This is a genomic window from Hyphomicrobium sp. DMF-1, from assembly GCF_027886585.1.
GTDB lineage: Bacteria > Pseudomonadota > Alphaproteobacteria > Rhizobiales > Hyphomicrobiaceae > Hyphomicrobium_C > Hyphomicrobium_C zavarzinii.
This window is the reverse complement of the sequence record NZ_CP115706.1, coordinates 4,410,894-4,423,962: the sequence shown is the minus strand read 5'-3', so window position 1 is coordinate 4,423,962 and position 13,069 is coordinate 4,410,894. Positions and strand designations below refer to the sequence as shown.

9 protein-coding genes are annotated in these 13,069 nt (G+C 60.3%); 4 read left to right on the top strand and 5 right to left on the bottom strand.

Going from position 1 to position 13,069, the window contains the following annotated elements; all coding sequences use genetic code 11:
* Positions 1 to 26 precede the first annotated feature (26 nt).
* The 5 genes from PE058_RS20360 to PE058_RS20340 all read right to left on the bottom strand — a co-directional run bounded on the left by PE058_RS20360 (position 27) and on the right by PE058_RS20340 (position 7,909).
* Positions 27 to 332 carry a hypothetical protein gene (locus tag PE058_RS20360; RefSeq protein ID WP_271029331.1) on the bottom strand — a complete coding sequence of 102 codons (306 nt, stop codon included), beginning with the start codon at positions 330 to 332 and terminating at the stop codon, positions 27 to 29.
* Between the two features lie 317 nt (positions 333 to 649).
* Entirely contained in the window at positions 650 to 1,591 is a 942-nt protein-coding gene (locus tag PE058_RS20355) for a DUF2493 domain-containing protein (protein WP_271029330.1), read from the bottom strand.
* 255 nt (positions 1,592 to 1,846) lie between these two features.
* The gene (locus PE058_RS20350; RefSeq protein WP_271029329.1) at positions 1,847 to 2,926 is read right to left on the bottom strand and encodes a DUF7146 domain-containing protein; all 1,080 of its coding nucleotides are present in this window, start codon (positions 2,924 to 2,926) and stop codon (positions 1,847 to 1,849) included.
* A gap of 84 nt (positions 2,927 to 3,010) precedes the next feature.
* Positions 3,011 to 7,327, bottom strand: coding sequence for a strawberry notch-like NTP hydrolase domain-containing protein (locus PE058_RS20345; RefSeq protein ID WP_271029328.1), 4,317 nt, complete (start codon positions 7,325 to 7,327; stop codon positions 3,011 to 3,013).
* A 102-nt stretch (positions 7,328 to 7,429) separates the two neighbouring features.
* The gene (locus PE058_RS20340) at positions 7,430 to 7,909 is read right to left on the bottom strand and encodes a hypothetical protein (protein WP_271029327.1); all 480 of its coding nucleotides are present in this window, start codon (positions 7,907 to 7,909) and stop codon (positions 7,430 to 7,432) included.
* Between the two features lie 399 nt (positions 7,910 to 8,308).
* Here PE058_RS20340 and PE058_RS20335 point away from each other — a divergent pair, with 399 nt between their 5' ends.
* The 4 genes from PE058_RS20335 (at position 8,309) to PE058_RS20320 (ending at position 13,012) form a co-directional block, all read left to right on the top strand.
* Positions 8,309 to 8,587: a hypothetical protein gene (locus PE058_RS20335; protein WP_271029326.1), complete on the top strand. Its 279-nt coding sequence runs from the start codon at positions 8,309 to 8,311 to the stop codon at positions 8,585 to 8,587.
* Positions 8,580 to 11,162, top strand: a complete 2,583-nt coding sequence (locus PE058_RS20330) for a beta strand repeat-containing protein (protein ID WP_271029325.1) — start codon at positions 8,580 to 8,582, stop codon at positions 11,160 to 11,162. Before PE058_RS20335 ends, PE058_RS20330 begins: the two co-directional genes overlap by 8 nt.
* Positions 11,153 to 12,694, top strand: coding sequence for a hypothetical protein (locus tag PE058_RS20325; RefSeq protein WP_271029324.1), 1,542 nt, complete (start codon positions 11,153 to 11,155; stop codon positions 12,692 to 12,694). The genes PE058_RS20330 and PE058_RS20325 overlap by 10 nt, the downstream gene beginning before the upstream one ends.
* Before the next feature lie 183 nt (positions 12,695 to 12,877).
* A complete protein-coding gene (locus PE058_RS20320; RefSeq protein ID WP_271029323.1) occupies positions 12,878 to 13,012 on the top strand; it encodes a hypothetical protein in 135 nt (44 codons plus the stop codon).
* The last annotated feature ends 57 nt before the right edge of the window (positions 13,013 to 13,069 follow it).

Here is a 13,069-nt window from a genome sequence, read left to right as displayed (position 1 = left end):
TTTCGCTATGAAACGTGGTGGCTACCTCAGGCGTAGCTGGTGGCGTGTTTGGGCGCGCCGTCCCAGGGGTGCAAATAGGCATAGGTTTCGACTTTGGCTGTGCCGTGCTTGCTGATGCGCCGCGTGAGGATCTGGTCGCCGACGAATTGGCCTTTGAGCGGCATGACCTTGTGGCGGCACCAGCCTTCGTCTTCGCTGCTGCATTGGAGCTTGCGCAGAGCCAGCGTGGATTTTCCGCGGCGTGCCACGATTTCATAGAAATCGATGTTGGTCTGCTCGTAACCCCAGGAGGTATAGAGAATGTCGCCAACGGCGCTGTTGGAGAGGGTCATGGCTCGGGTCCTTTGCTGAGAGGTTGGGAATGGCGCGTTTGCGCTCTCTTTGAACCGGAACGGTTCGCGCTCTGCCGACGGCCCTCTTTCTCTTGAAAAACGGAAATGAATATCCGCGTAACGATGAATGGCCTCGTGCGGGGATGCGGAATTGATCGAGCGATTTTCCAGGGCCCGCTTTGACTATTGGCGCAGGTAAGCACCGAGCGCGCTGTGGGCGTTGATCGCGCGTGGGCTTTAAGTGCAAGACATGATTTGGATGAGGCATAAAAAAACCCCGAGCGCCGCGAAGCGCTCAGGGCTTGGGCGGTCATCGCTTACCGCGCGACCTTCTGGGTACGGTAATCGTTGAGCGGGATCTTGGCGGCTTTGGCCTTGTCGGCCATGTTGTGCTGGACGCCGGTGCCGTCGAAGACAAGCACGCCGCGCGGCTCGAGCTTGAGGATCTCATCGTTGCGCATGAAGCCGGCGCGGGTCTTGCCCCAGCGGGCGAAGTCGGGCTTGAACGGCATATGTGTGACGCCGCGGGCGGAGGCCCATTTGGTGGCAATGAGATCAGCGCCCTTGTCGGCACCGCCATGGATCAGGATCATGTCGGGGAAGCGCTTGAGCAGTGTATCGAGCTTTTCGTAGATGAGCGCCACGTTGTTGTATTCGACGCCGCCGGACAAGGCGATCAGAGTTCCCGGTGGGGTGAGTGTGTTGGTTTCCTTGTACCGCTTGGCCTTGATGTAATCCTTGGAGTCGAGGATGGCGGCGGTCATGGTCTTGCGGTTGGCAAGCGATCCGGCCTTGGGACGCCAAGCGCTTCCGGTGATGGCTTCGAAATGCGCGCCGGCGAGATCGCGGCAGGATTCGAAGAGGTCGCGCTTTTGCAGGATGGCCATGCCGTGGGCGATGAGGTTTTCCAGCTCGACGGAACGGACTTCCGAGCCGTCCTGCTGCTCCTGCGAATAGCGCTGGCGCGATTCGTTGTCATCGAGCATGCGTTGCACGGTGGCCGCTTTGCGGTGGAAGAGATTGGCGAGCGACCAGAGCAGATCTTCGAGGTCGGGCTCCAAGGCGCTGTCCTGCAGTGTATCTGACATGATCTGGAACATGGCGGAAATCGCCTGGTCCATATCCTCGGTTTCCGGCAGAGGCCGTTGGTCGATTTCATCGGCAGATGGGGTGTAACCGAAGGTCTTCAGACCTTCGATGACGGCGGCGGTAGCGGAGCCCTCGTAGGAGGCGTGCTCGGAAGGATCGTAGTGGGACATAGATTTCTCCTTAGATAAAGTTCGGAAGCCGTGGACCATCCACGGCCTTTCGCGATCCTCTTGCCTGAGCCAGAAAGCGGGTGTCACCGCAGCGCCGCGGACTTGTCCGCGCGCAAGGCGGCGCAACGCGCCGACCCTCTGGGTTGACCCCGCGCTGGCTCTGGCATGATCGCGTCTTCAAAAGGCCGTGGCTCCACGCGCGCTGCTTTTCTGGGAGAGCGGTCCCGGGCCATCGATGCGGGCCGCGGAAAGGGGCTATGCCGTCCCGCGCGCAGGGATCGGGCTTTCCTCGCCGGGGGCTGATTGATTCAATGGGGACAAAACCGGGGCGATATCGTCCGGGTGCAGTTGCGCAAGGGCCAGATCGCGCGATGCGGCAAAGCCGAGCTGGCGCAGATCGCCGTTCCAGTCATCGAGCGCGGGAATCAGCGGAAAGGCAGCGGTGCCTTGGGCGCGAGCGGTGCGCGAAAGGGCGGCCCAGGCCATGTCGCCGGCGGGATCGTTATCGAGCGCGACATACAGGCGGCGCAACGAGAGCGGCAGGCGCAAAAGGGCGAGGTGGTCGGCTGTCAGTGCCGATACGGCAGGGATCCACGGCAGAAGCGTACGGATGGACAGCATGGTCTCAAGGCCCTCACCGGCGATGAGGACGTCGTGGGCAACGCCGAAACGCACGCCATGGCCAATCATGCGGCCCATGGCGCGTCGCGGATCGAGAATGGAAGCCAGGGCGGGCGTGGCCGGATCGAGCCAGGTGCGATTGACGCCGGTCAGCGTGCCGGACAGATCGGTGATTGCGGCCAGCAGGGCGGGAAAGGCTTGCAGCGGTGCATCATCGTCCTCGCGATAGTAGCAGTTGGGATGGAAACGCAACGCCTCGTATTCCAACGAAGCGGTAATGGCCCGGCTGCGCAGATAGCGTTCGGCTTGGGTGCCGTGGAGGTTTTTGCCCGAACGGAACAGGCGCATGGCTTTGGCGGCATGTTCGGAAGGGAGAAACGATGTTGCGGGTGGCGGCGGATTGGGCCGCGGAAGGGATAGAAAGCGGCGTGCTTCATCGAGGGTTTCGGGAAAGCTGATGCCGCCGTTGGCGGCGGCGATGATATCGAGAAGATCGCCGTGTTCGCCTGTCGCTTTGTCCGACCATTTTCCGGCTGCGCCGGGCCCATAGTCGGAGCCGTGCAAGCGCACGTGCATGCTGCGGCCTTTGTCACCGGAAAGATTTCCGATGATCCAGTGATTGCCGGTCTTGCGGCCATTGGGGAGATAGGTCTGGCAGACGGCCAGGGCATGACGGGACAAGAGCCTGGCGATTTCATTGGTATCTTTGCTCATACGCGCGTCCTTTCTTGCGCCATGGGGCCTCCTCCTCTCTGCGGCATCAGCCGGAGAGGAGGCGTGGGTTGGCAACAGGCGGGATCAGAGCGGGGGATAGCGTTTGAAAAGCTTGTCGAGAATGCCGTTGGCGTCATCGCCCATGGGCACGAACAGGCGCAGCTTGTAGGCGATGATCTCGGTGGTGAGGCCCATGGCCTTGAAGCCTGGCAGGCTGATGTCATTGAAGCCGGTGAGCTCGATGCGCGGGGCATACATGACGCTGACCTTGCGCAGGCTCAGGCCTTCGGCGAGATCGATAAAGCCGCCGGTGGTCAGGTGGTCGTAGGCTTCGCCCGGTTGTTCGAAGCTGGGCGTGAGTCCCAGATTGGCCAGATCGGCCATATTCACTGGGCGTCCGATGACTTTTTCGCCGTCATCGGTGGTGAAGCGATAAATATGGCAGTGATCGTTGGGCAGGCGGTTCCAGATCGGAAGCAGGAGGCCTGTGACGATGAACAGGCGCGAGGTGACGAACTCGGGGATTTTTGCAAGCTGGGCGGCCCAGAGCTGTTCGAAGGTTTCGCGGTCGCACTCTTTCCAGGATGAAAGGTGCAGGCTGGTTTCGCTGAGGTAATCGGTTTCCATTGGGCGGAGGATGCGGTAGCGGCGCTCGACCGAGCCGTCCTCGATTGTGCGTGAGGGGGCACTGACCAGGAGAGCGGCGGTGCCGGATTTTTCGTTGCGGATGAATTTGGTCTTGGCGTCGAAGGTAATCTCGATGGCGCGTTCGAGCGTCAGGGGCGCGGTCCGGTTCTTGCGCTCCACTTCATAGAGCAGGGTTTCGGCCCCGCTCTTGTGACGGTCGATTGCCTGGCGCTTGGTGACGATCAGGCTGTGGGCGGTGATGGTTTCGAGACCGATTTCGTAGCGGCCTTCGGAGATCGCGTGCTCGATGATGCCGGCGAGGATGTTTTCCAGATGCGCGAACAGCGCGTTCTGCATTTCGATTTTAAGCGCCAGCATGCGGTTGAGGAAGGTGTGCATGGGCGGCATTTCGGAGCGTACCGCGCCGAGATCAATCGAAAGCTTAAGGCCAGTCACATCTTCGAAGTCTGCGAGCGAGCATTCCGGGATCTTGCCCAGGATGATCTGCTGGTAGAAGACGTTGAGGGCCGTACGGGCGTAGGGGCTTTCCAGATTGTCTTCCGGGCGGAAGAGACCCTGGCCGCCGGTTTGACGCTGGCCTTTTGTGATGGCGCCGAGGGTATCGAGGCGTCTGGCGATGGTGGAGAGAAAGCGCTTTTCACCGCGAACATCCGTGGCCACGGGGCGGCAAACGGGAGCGGAGGCTTGATGGGTGCGGTTGGTGCGGCCGAGGCCTTGAATGGCGGCGTCGGCTTTCCAGCCGGGTTCCAGAACGTAGTGGACGCGGCGGCGCTGGTTGTTGGCGGTGAGCGCGGCGTGATAGCTGCGCCCGGTGCCGCCCGCATCGGAAAAAATCAGGATCTGCTTGCGATCGTCCATGAAGGCGGCGGTTTCGGCGAGATTGGCCGAACCGGAGCGGTTTTCAACGGCCAGCACGGGGCGGCCGTGTGCGCCGGTCTTTTTGACGATGCGGCGGCTGCGGCCCGTGACCTCGGCGACGATATCGGTGCCGAAGTGCTGGATGATCTGATCGAGGGCCGATTGAACGGCCGGAAGGGCAGAGAGGCTTTCGATCATGTCATCGCGCAGGCTCTCGGCCGCACGGCAGATGACGGGCTGGCCGTCTTCCATGGCGGGGCGGGAATGGAGCTTGCCGTCTTCGTCGGAATAGGTTTCGTAAAGCGTGATGGGGAACGCGTGATGCAGATAGTCGAGTACGTATTCGCGCGGGGTGATGTCGATGTTGAGATCGCCCCATTCCGATGGCGGAATGAGCGCTAGGCGGCGCTTCAAGAGGGCTTCCGATGTTGTGACCAGCTGGATGACGGGGGCGTGACCGCGATCGAGATCGGCCTGCAGAGCCTTGATCAAGGTCGGAATTTTCATGGATGTGATCAGGTGGTTGAAGAAGCGCTGCTTGTTGGATTCGAAGGCCCCTTTGGCCGCGCTTTTGGCCTGGCCGTTGAGGGTGCCGTCCTCCGGGCTGGTAATGTTGGCGGCATCGAGGGCGTCGGTCAGGTTGTGATGGATGATCTGGAACGCTTCGGCATAGGCGTCGTAGATGCGGATCTGCTCGGCGGTCAGCACATGCTCCAGCATGTCGACCTCAACGTCCTCGAAGGAGAGCGTGCGCGCGGTATAAAGGCCCAGGGCCTTGGCATCGCGGGCCAGCACTTCCATGGCGGGGATGCCGCCGGCATGCATGGCCTGAATGAATTCGGCGCGGGTGACGAATGGGAAATCAGCTCCGCCCCAGAATCCAAGGCGGGAGGCGTAGGCGAGATTCTCGACAACCGTGGCGCCGGTTGCGGACACATAGGTGACGCGGGCGTGGGGCAGGGCGTTTTGCAGAGAAAGCCCGGCGATGCCTTGCAGCGAGGCGCTGATTTTGCCGCGTTCGGATTCGCCGGGGGAGGCGTTGGCAAGGGCGTGGGCTTCATCGAGGATGATCGGTCCGTCGAAATCGCGGCCCAGCCAGTCGAGGATCTGTTGCAGGCGTGAGCCTTTGCTGTTCGTGCCAGCGGATCGCAACGTAGCGTATGTGGTGAAAAGGATTCCTTCATCGAGGACGATGGGTTTCCCAGGTGAGAATTTTCCTTGCAGCACGATCTGCAGCTTTTCCTGCCCGAGATCGGACCAATCGCGCTGGGCGTCTTCCAGAAGCTCGTCGTTCTTTGAGATCCAGAGTGCGCGGCGGCGGCCTTTGAGCCAGTTGTCGAGAATGATGCCCGCGGCTTCGCGGCCCTTACCGCATCCGGTGCCGTCGCCGATGAAGAACCCTTTGCGGTAGGTGACGGCCGTGTCGTCATCGTCTTTGGCGGGGTGAAGGGCGTGGGGCTTGTCGCCCAGGAGCCATTTGCCGGAGAGATAATGGTTGTGGGCTTCACCGGCCAGAATGATGGTTTCGAGCTGGGCATCGGAGAGGATGCCGTCTTCGATCAGCTTGGCGGGAAGATGCGGACGGTAGGTCGGTACCGGGGGCCTCACGGATGCCATCGCCGCCGATTGCATGAGCTTGGAGGGATGCGGTTTGGCGCCGGGTATGGCGATGGAATCGAGGCGATACGGCTCGTAAATATTATCGCTGGTGGCCGGGGCTTGGGCGGCATCCTCACGCGGATGGTAGTCGAGTTCGGTGATGTTTTCCGGTTCGGGGGCCTTGGCGGCCGGGGCGGCCGTCGCGGGTCGGCGCTTTTGCGTAGAGAACAGCGCGATCGGGGACGCGGCTGGATCGGGAAGGGCCGGAATGTTTGGGACGCTGCGCGCGGGAAGGCTGCACTGGATCAGGTCGAGCAACAGGGCCGGATCGGTGATGTCGTCATGATAGGCGGGCGGCGTGGCGTGCTCGGAGCCTTTTTCGATGACGGTGATGCGGGTTTCGATGGCGGTGCCGTGCTTGGCGAAGAAGCGGCCGCCAAGGGAGGCTGAAAACAGGATCTGGCCGAGATCTCCAATCTTGCCGAAGATATCGAGATATGAGGGGTTCGATGGAATGCATGCCTTTCCGGTGATGGCGACCAAGCGTCCGCCGGGGGCGAGGCGCTTGAGGGCGGCATGGATATGGAGCGCGTCGACGCCCTGATGTTTGCTTGCGACATTGGCCTTGGCCGAGAAGGGCGGGTTCATGAGCACGAGGCTGGGTTGCAGGGCGCGGGGCAGGTAGTCATCGATATTTTCGGCGTTGAAGCGTGAGAGGTGTGCGCTGGGGAACAACGCGGCGAGCATATCGGCGCGGGTGGCCGCAAGTTCATTGAGGATGGGCTTGGCCTGCAGGGCGTGGGCGTGGACGGCCAGCATGCCGGTTCCGGCTGAAGGTTCGAGCAGGGTATCGGTCTGCGTGATGGCACCAGCCTCGGCGGCGATGAAGGCGAGTTCGAGGGGAGTGGAGAATTGCTGGAAGGCCTGGCTGTCTTCCGAGCGGCGGGTGTGGGTCGGGATGAGATCGGCAAGGGTGCGCAGCATCGGCAGAACATTGCGGGGTGCGCCGGCTCTCTCGCGCATGGCGGCAAGGTACTTCTGCAGGAAAATTATGAGTGCGGCTTCGCAGGCCTCGTAGGCGTCCTTCCATTGCCATAGGCCCTCATTGTCGTTGGTTTGAAATACGCAACGCATCGTATCGCGCAGGGCGTGGGCTTCGATCTTTGTGCCTTGCTCAAGGAGCGGGACAAGCAGGTGGGCTGCCGCGACGATGCGTTCGCCTTTGGCCGTGGCCGGTGCGGGTGTGTTGGAGGGGGCGAGCGCAAGGCTCTCCTGAAATGAGTTTGAAGTTTGCATGATGGCTCCATCGTTGCGGTTTGATCCGCGGGAGCTGCCTTGCCCTCTGCAAAGCCGCTCTGCGGCGACGCATGGGAAGCCATCCTTTCTCTTTGGGGGCCATCAGGCGGGCGTGGCGGGATAGACGCTCAGACGGTGTTCGTCGAGACGGCAGACATGGCCGTAGGGAAGATCGCCGCCTTCCCGTTTGAGGATGGATTCGTAAGCGGCTTCCGGGTCTCCGGAGAATGTCCGTCGTTCTTCACCGGTCATGTAGGGCGTAAGGGCAGCTTCGAAGGCGATCAGCGCGGAAGGCTTGTGGCTGAAGATATCGACGCTCGGTTCGTTGTCGCCGTCATCGATATGCAGCAACCAGATTTTTGTAGGGATGGTGCCGGGTTCGAGAACGACAGATAAGTCATCCAGCTCCTGGATTTCGTCGAAGGGAATATCGCGCTCGTCCAAGGCGTGGGTGTCACCTGGGATCCAGTGACAGTTGTCGCCTTCCGCCAGAGCCAGGGCGGCTTCGGAAGAGTCGGCCGGAATGATGGCTGCGAAGATCTGGCGGGCATCGCGGTATTGGGTGACACGGTAGCGGGGCATGGGGTTTCCTTTCTCTCTCGAACCCATTTTGGGTTCGAGACGGCCCGCCATCCTTTTGCTTTAGGTAAACCCGCCAGTTTGGGCGTGAAATCGAATAATGTTTATTTATATACAAAAAATGTATAGAATAGAAGAAGCTGGAGTTTTTCCAGTCGGGGTGTCGAAACCCCATACAAAGAACGGCAGGCATCAGCCGTTACTTGGTGCGTCTTCCTCATCAAAATGGCGAAGCGCGCCAAAGATGTCGCTTCTCGGCTTAGACCGGGAGGCGGCAGTGTATGTTCAGGCTTTCGCGGCTAAAGACTGCCGCACCGTTTGTTCTTTGTAGCGGTTTCGAACTCCCGGTCACCATGAGGACAATCCTCGGGTGGCCGTTTCGTTTTGAAGTTGGGGGAGTTCATGCGTTTATTCATTGCCACCGCCGCCGCATGCGCGGCACTCGCCGGACATCCGGCGCTCGCAGAAGACGCTGCAAGCCAGCAGCCGACACGGATCGAGATCGATCAAAACACGAAGACCTTCGTTTTCATCATCGACGACAAGCCTGTGGCACTCCTCAATCAGGACGGACTCGTCGTCCGTGAAGGCATCGTCTATGGCGCAACGCTCTCGGATAAAGGCGTAGAGCATTTCGACAAGAAAATCGAAAGCCTCAGCAAGGAGGCCGCCGATGACTAGAATTCTTCTCGCCCTTCTGACTTTGATCACACTGTCCGTATCGGCCCAAGCGCAGCTCGGCGGCACAGACACGAAACCCGGAGATGCCTGCACAGCGCAGGAGGAGGGCTATATCAGGCGAAATGCCAGCGCCGACCGCGACGTTAGCGAGATCACGCTCATCTGCGACGGATCGCAATGGCAAAGCGCAACAGGGGGCGGCGGGCTGGCCGCGCTTCAAGGGCAGAACGATACGGGGCCATGCACTGTAGAAAAAGACGGGCTGATTAAATACAACGCCAGCGGCAATCCAAAATGGCACTACTGCGACGGAGGTACGACGTCCTGGCTCCCTTTTAGATTACCCCAGTGTCAAAACGACGATGCTGGGGAATGCACGCTGGCAGCGCTGCGGAACTCGAACGATCCGCAGTTCACAGCCGCGAATCTGCGTTGCGGGTCACAACTGCTGGGCGTCACTGGAACCTACGGAAGCGGGTCGTCCAGCGCCTTCACATTTGCAGATGCGACGAACGCCGCGCTTTCCACTCTAACCACGGCGAGTTCCGTCACGATCAGCGGTATCCCCGCAGGTTGTCCCGGCGAGGTGGAAGTATCAGGGCAAGGCAGCCCCCAGATTTCCATCAACGGAGGGGCGTGGGGAACAACAGGCAGCATTGCCAATGGTCAGACGCTCGCCGTGCGGCTAACCTCCAGCGCTTCGTTCAGCACAGCGCATATGGCAACGATTTCGGTCGGGTCTACCCAAGACACATGGTCGGTCACGACCATGGCGATGGATACGACGCCGAATGCCTTTGACTTCACACCGAATGTTACGAACGCGAACCTGAGTACGCTCACCACTGCCAGCGCGGTGACTATCAGCGGCATCAATACGACGACTCCGGTATCTGTCACTGGCGCGGGAGCGCAGATCTCGATCGCTGGCGGCGCATGGGTTACGAGCGGAAACATCACCAACGGCCAGACAGTGGCTGTGCGGCTGACCTCCAGCGCTTCATTCTCTACAGCGATCACGGCGACAGTGAATGTCGGCGGGGTTACCGATACGTGGAGCGTAACAACGCTTCCGGTGGACACGACGCCCGATGCGTTCGATTTCACGCCGAATGTCACGAACGCGAACCTGAGTACGCTGACAACGGCGTCAGCGGTGACCATCAACGGCATTAATACAACGACGCCGGTCTCTGTTACCGGCGCGGGCGCTCAAATTTCTATCAATGGCGGCGCGTGGGGCACGAGCGGAAATATCACCAACGGCCAGACATTGGCTGTGCGCCTCACTTCAAGCGCCTCATTCTCCACAGCGATCACGGCCACGGTGACTGTCGGAGGGGTAACAGATGCGTGGAGCGTGACCACGCTGGCGGCGGATACGACACCCGTTGCATTTGACTTCACGCCGAACTTGACGAATGCCGCTCTTAGTACGCTGACAACGGCCAGTGCCGTGACCATCACGGGCATCAACACAACGACTCCCGTTTCCGTAACCGGCACGGGCGCGCAGATCTCCATTGCAGGCGGAGCTTGGGGGACATCGGGCAATATCACCAACGGGCAAACGCTTGCCGTGCGCCTGACCTCCAGCGCCTCCTTCTCAACCGCCATTACGGCGACGGTGAATGTCGGCGGCGTGACGGACGCATGGAGCGTGACCACGCTGGCGGCGGATACGACACCGAATGCGTTCACATTCACCGATCAGACAGACGTTGCGCGGAGTACGCTGACAACGTCGAACAGTATCGCAATTGGCGGCATCAACACCACGACGCCGGTTTCGGTCAGCGGCTCGGGCTCTCCGCAGATATCAATCGCCGGAGGGGCTTGGACAACATCGGGCAACATCACCAACGGTCAAACTCTGGCTGTGCGGCTTACATCGAGCGCCTCCTATAACACGGCGCTCACTGCGACGGTGAACGTTGGTGGCGTAACCAATGCTTGGAGTGTAACGACCGAAGCCAACGTCGTGCCCGGCTCGCAGTCTTTCACGACATCCGGGTCATTCAACTTCACAGTGCCTGCCTATAACACTCTTACGGTGCAGGTTTGGGGTGCCGGTGGAGGAGGAGCGGGGTGTAGCACGACAACAAAAGTCGCGGGCGTCAGCGGCGGGTTATCGCGTTGGGACGGAACCGTCACAGCGAATGGTGGCACGCGCGCCTCAACGACTGCCGGAGGGGCAGGAGGGACGGCATCGGGCGGCACCACAAATCTGACAGGTCAGAACGGCAGCACCGCCGGGACACAGGCCGGGCCGGGTGGAGACGGCGCTAACGGTGGGGCGGGTGGAGATACAATCCCGGGTTACGGTACGGGAAGACCGGGCGTTGCTCCGGGCGGCGGCGGCGCTGGCGGCGGTTATTCAGGCGGACGCTCAGGTAACTGCAGAGGCAGCGGCGCTGGTGGTGGCGGTTACTCAGCACGCTCCTACGCAGCTGGAGTGTACACTCCCGGAGAGATCGTGCCGGTGGTGGTAGGGGCCAGAGGTACCGGCGGTAACGGTTCAAGCTATGACGGCGGGCTTGGCGCTTACGGCCGCGTGGTCGTCACATGGAACTAGGTGCCGTGGAATGGCGGCGCATCGCACTGGCGCTGCTTGTCGGCGCTTGGTCATTGATGGGCCAGTTTATCTTTAACCGGATCATCTTTTTCTATGTCGCCAATTCGGAATATGTCGCCGCCTCCATCATCACACTTCACCTTCTGGGTTTTCTTTTGGGGTCGTTGGCCGTGCGGCGCTGGAACTTGCCGATACCGTGGCTGATAGCACTCTCAATGGCCACGATGGCGCTGGCATTCTTCTTTATCTGGTGGGCCGGGGTGCTGTGGTTCGGGCTGTTTGCTACGGTTGGCATGGCCGCTTCATTCTCCATGCTCTCGGCTGCTTTAGCGGGCGCGCTGGTGATATCGCTGATGGCGCCTGTAGCGCAGACGGAGCAGGGCCGCGCCATCATTATTGCCGATACGGCAGGCTCCGTTCTGGGGGCTTTGGTCGGCGGCTTTTTGTTGATCCCGCTATGGGGCATCAATGCCAGCTTTGCCGGAGTTTTGGCGATACAATCGCTTTCCCTGCTGTTGATCCCGGGTCCTTTGAGATGGGCTTCTATGGCGTGTGGTGTGACGCTGATTGCTCTTGGGCAGTTTGCCTCGCCCATGGCAGGCAAGCATAAGGATGTTCTGACAGTTGAGGGGTTTCCGATTGAGCTGACACAGGAGGACGGAAAAATCCTTTTTGAAACACGCTCACCCTACGGGCTTTTAAGCGCTACTGAAATCGGCGGGCAGACAATCATCAATATCGATAACCGGCCCTTGTGCAGCGTTGGGGAACGCTGGGCCGGTCATGTTGACCCTTCGGCGTGGGATACCGGCGAGATTCCGATGAAGATCGTTGGTGAGCGCGAAAACATGCGGGTAGCGAATGTCGGCCTTGGCTGCGGGATAACCCTGTCGGGAATTCTCTCCCGGTTGCCGGAATCGGGAACGGTTGATGTCATCGAACTGAACCCCGAGATGCCGAGGGCACAGGAGCTGTTTCGCCCGCTCCTGAAACCATCGACCGACGATCCGCGAGTGACGATCCTTATCGATGACGGGTTCCGCCACTTTGCGGTGCGCGGCGAAGGTGATCTTTACGATGTCATAGCCATAGATGTAGCGTGGATGCAGAACATGAACGCCACGCACCTGTTCTCGCGGGAGATGTATCAGAACCTTGCAAAACATCTGAAACAGGATGGTGTGGTATCCGTTTGGAGCGAAGAGTCGAACCCGTTCTCTCCCGTATCACTCATCATCTACAAGACGCTGGCCGAAGTGTTTCCGGAGGTTATCGTTGAAACCAAAGACGGGCTGGTTGTGTTTATCGCATCACCCGGCCGAAACGATCTGGTGGATTTCGTGCGCCCGGAGATGCAGTCCGTCCGGGACTGGATGTCGGGTGCGTCTGAATCCTATCCCATCAATAGCCTGAACGATTTGGCCATGAACCGCTTCAAGTTCACGGTCACGGGCGACAGTACGTGGGAAAGGCTGGAACAGAAATACGGCGCGATGCGGGAAGCTCTCTCCGCGAGAACTGAGATCGACTAATTTCTTGGTGGCTATGCTCGGGGGCATGGGCCTCGTGAAAAAATTTGGGATGAGATCGCTAAAGGATCGGCCGTAAAAGCGCCGCGCGAAATCAGCAATCTCTGCGGGGACTAGGATGGGCAATGTGGGGCCGCATGCCTTGTGTTCGGGTGGGGCTTCGCGTTTTGATAGGGACAGGACCAGATGATGAAGCTTGGGCGGCTCGTTCTCATCATAGGGCTAGGCACGTTCTGGGAGAGTGCCGCGACTGCTGGTGCGTTGAAAAGCTTCCTCGGGCAGAAGGATGTGGCCGTGGAAGCAGCGGCGTTTTGGCGGTGAAGATTTTCGCGTGCCTTCGCTACGGCGCTGACGCAGGTTGGATTGAGGGAGAAAACG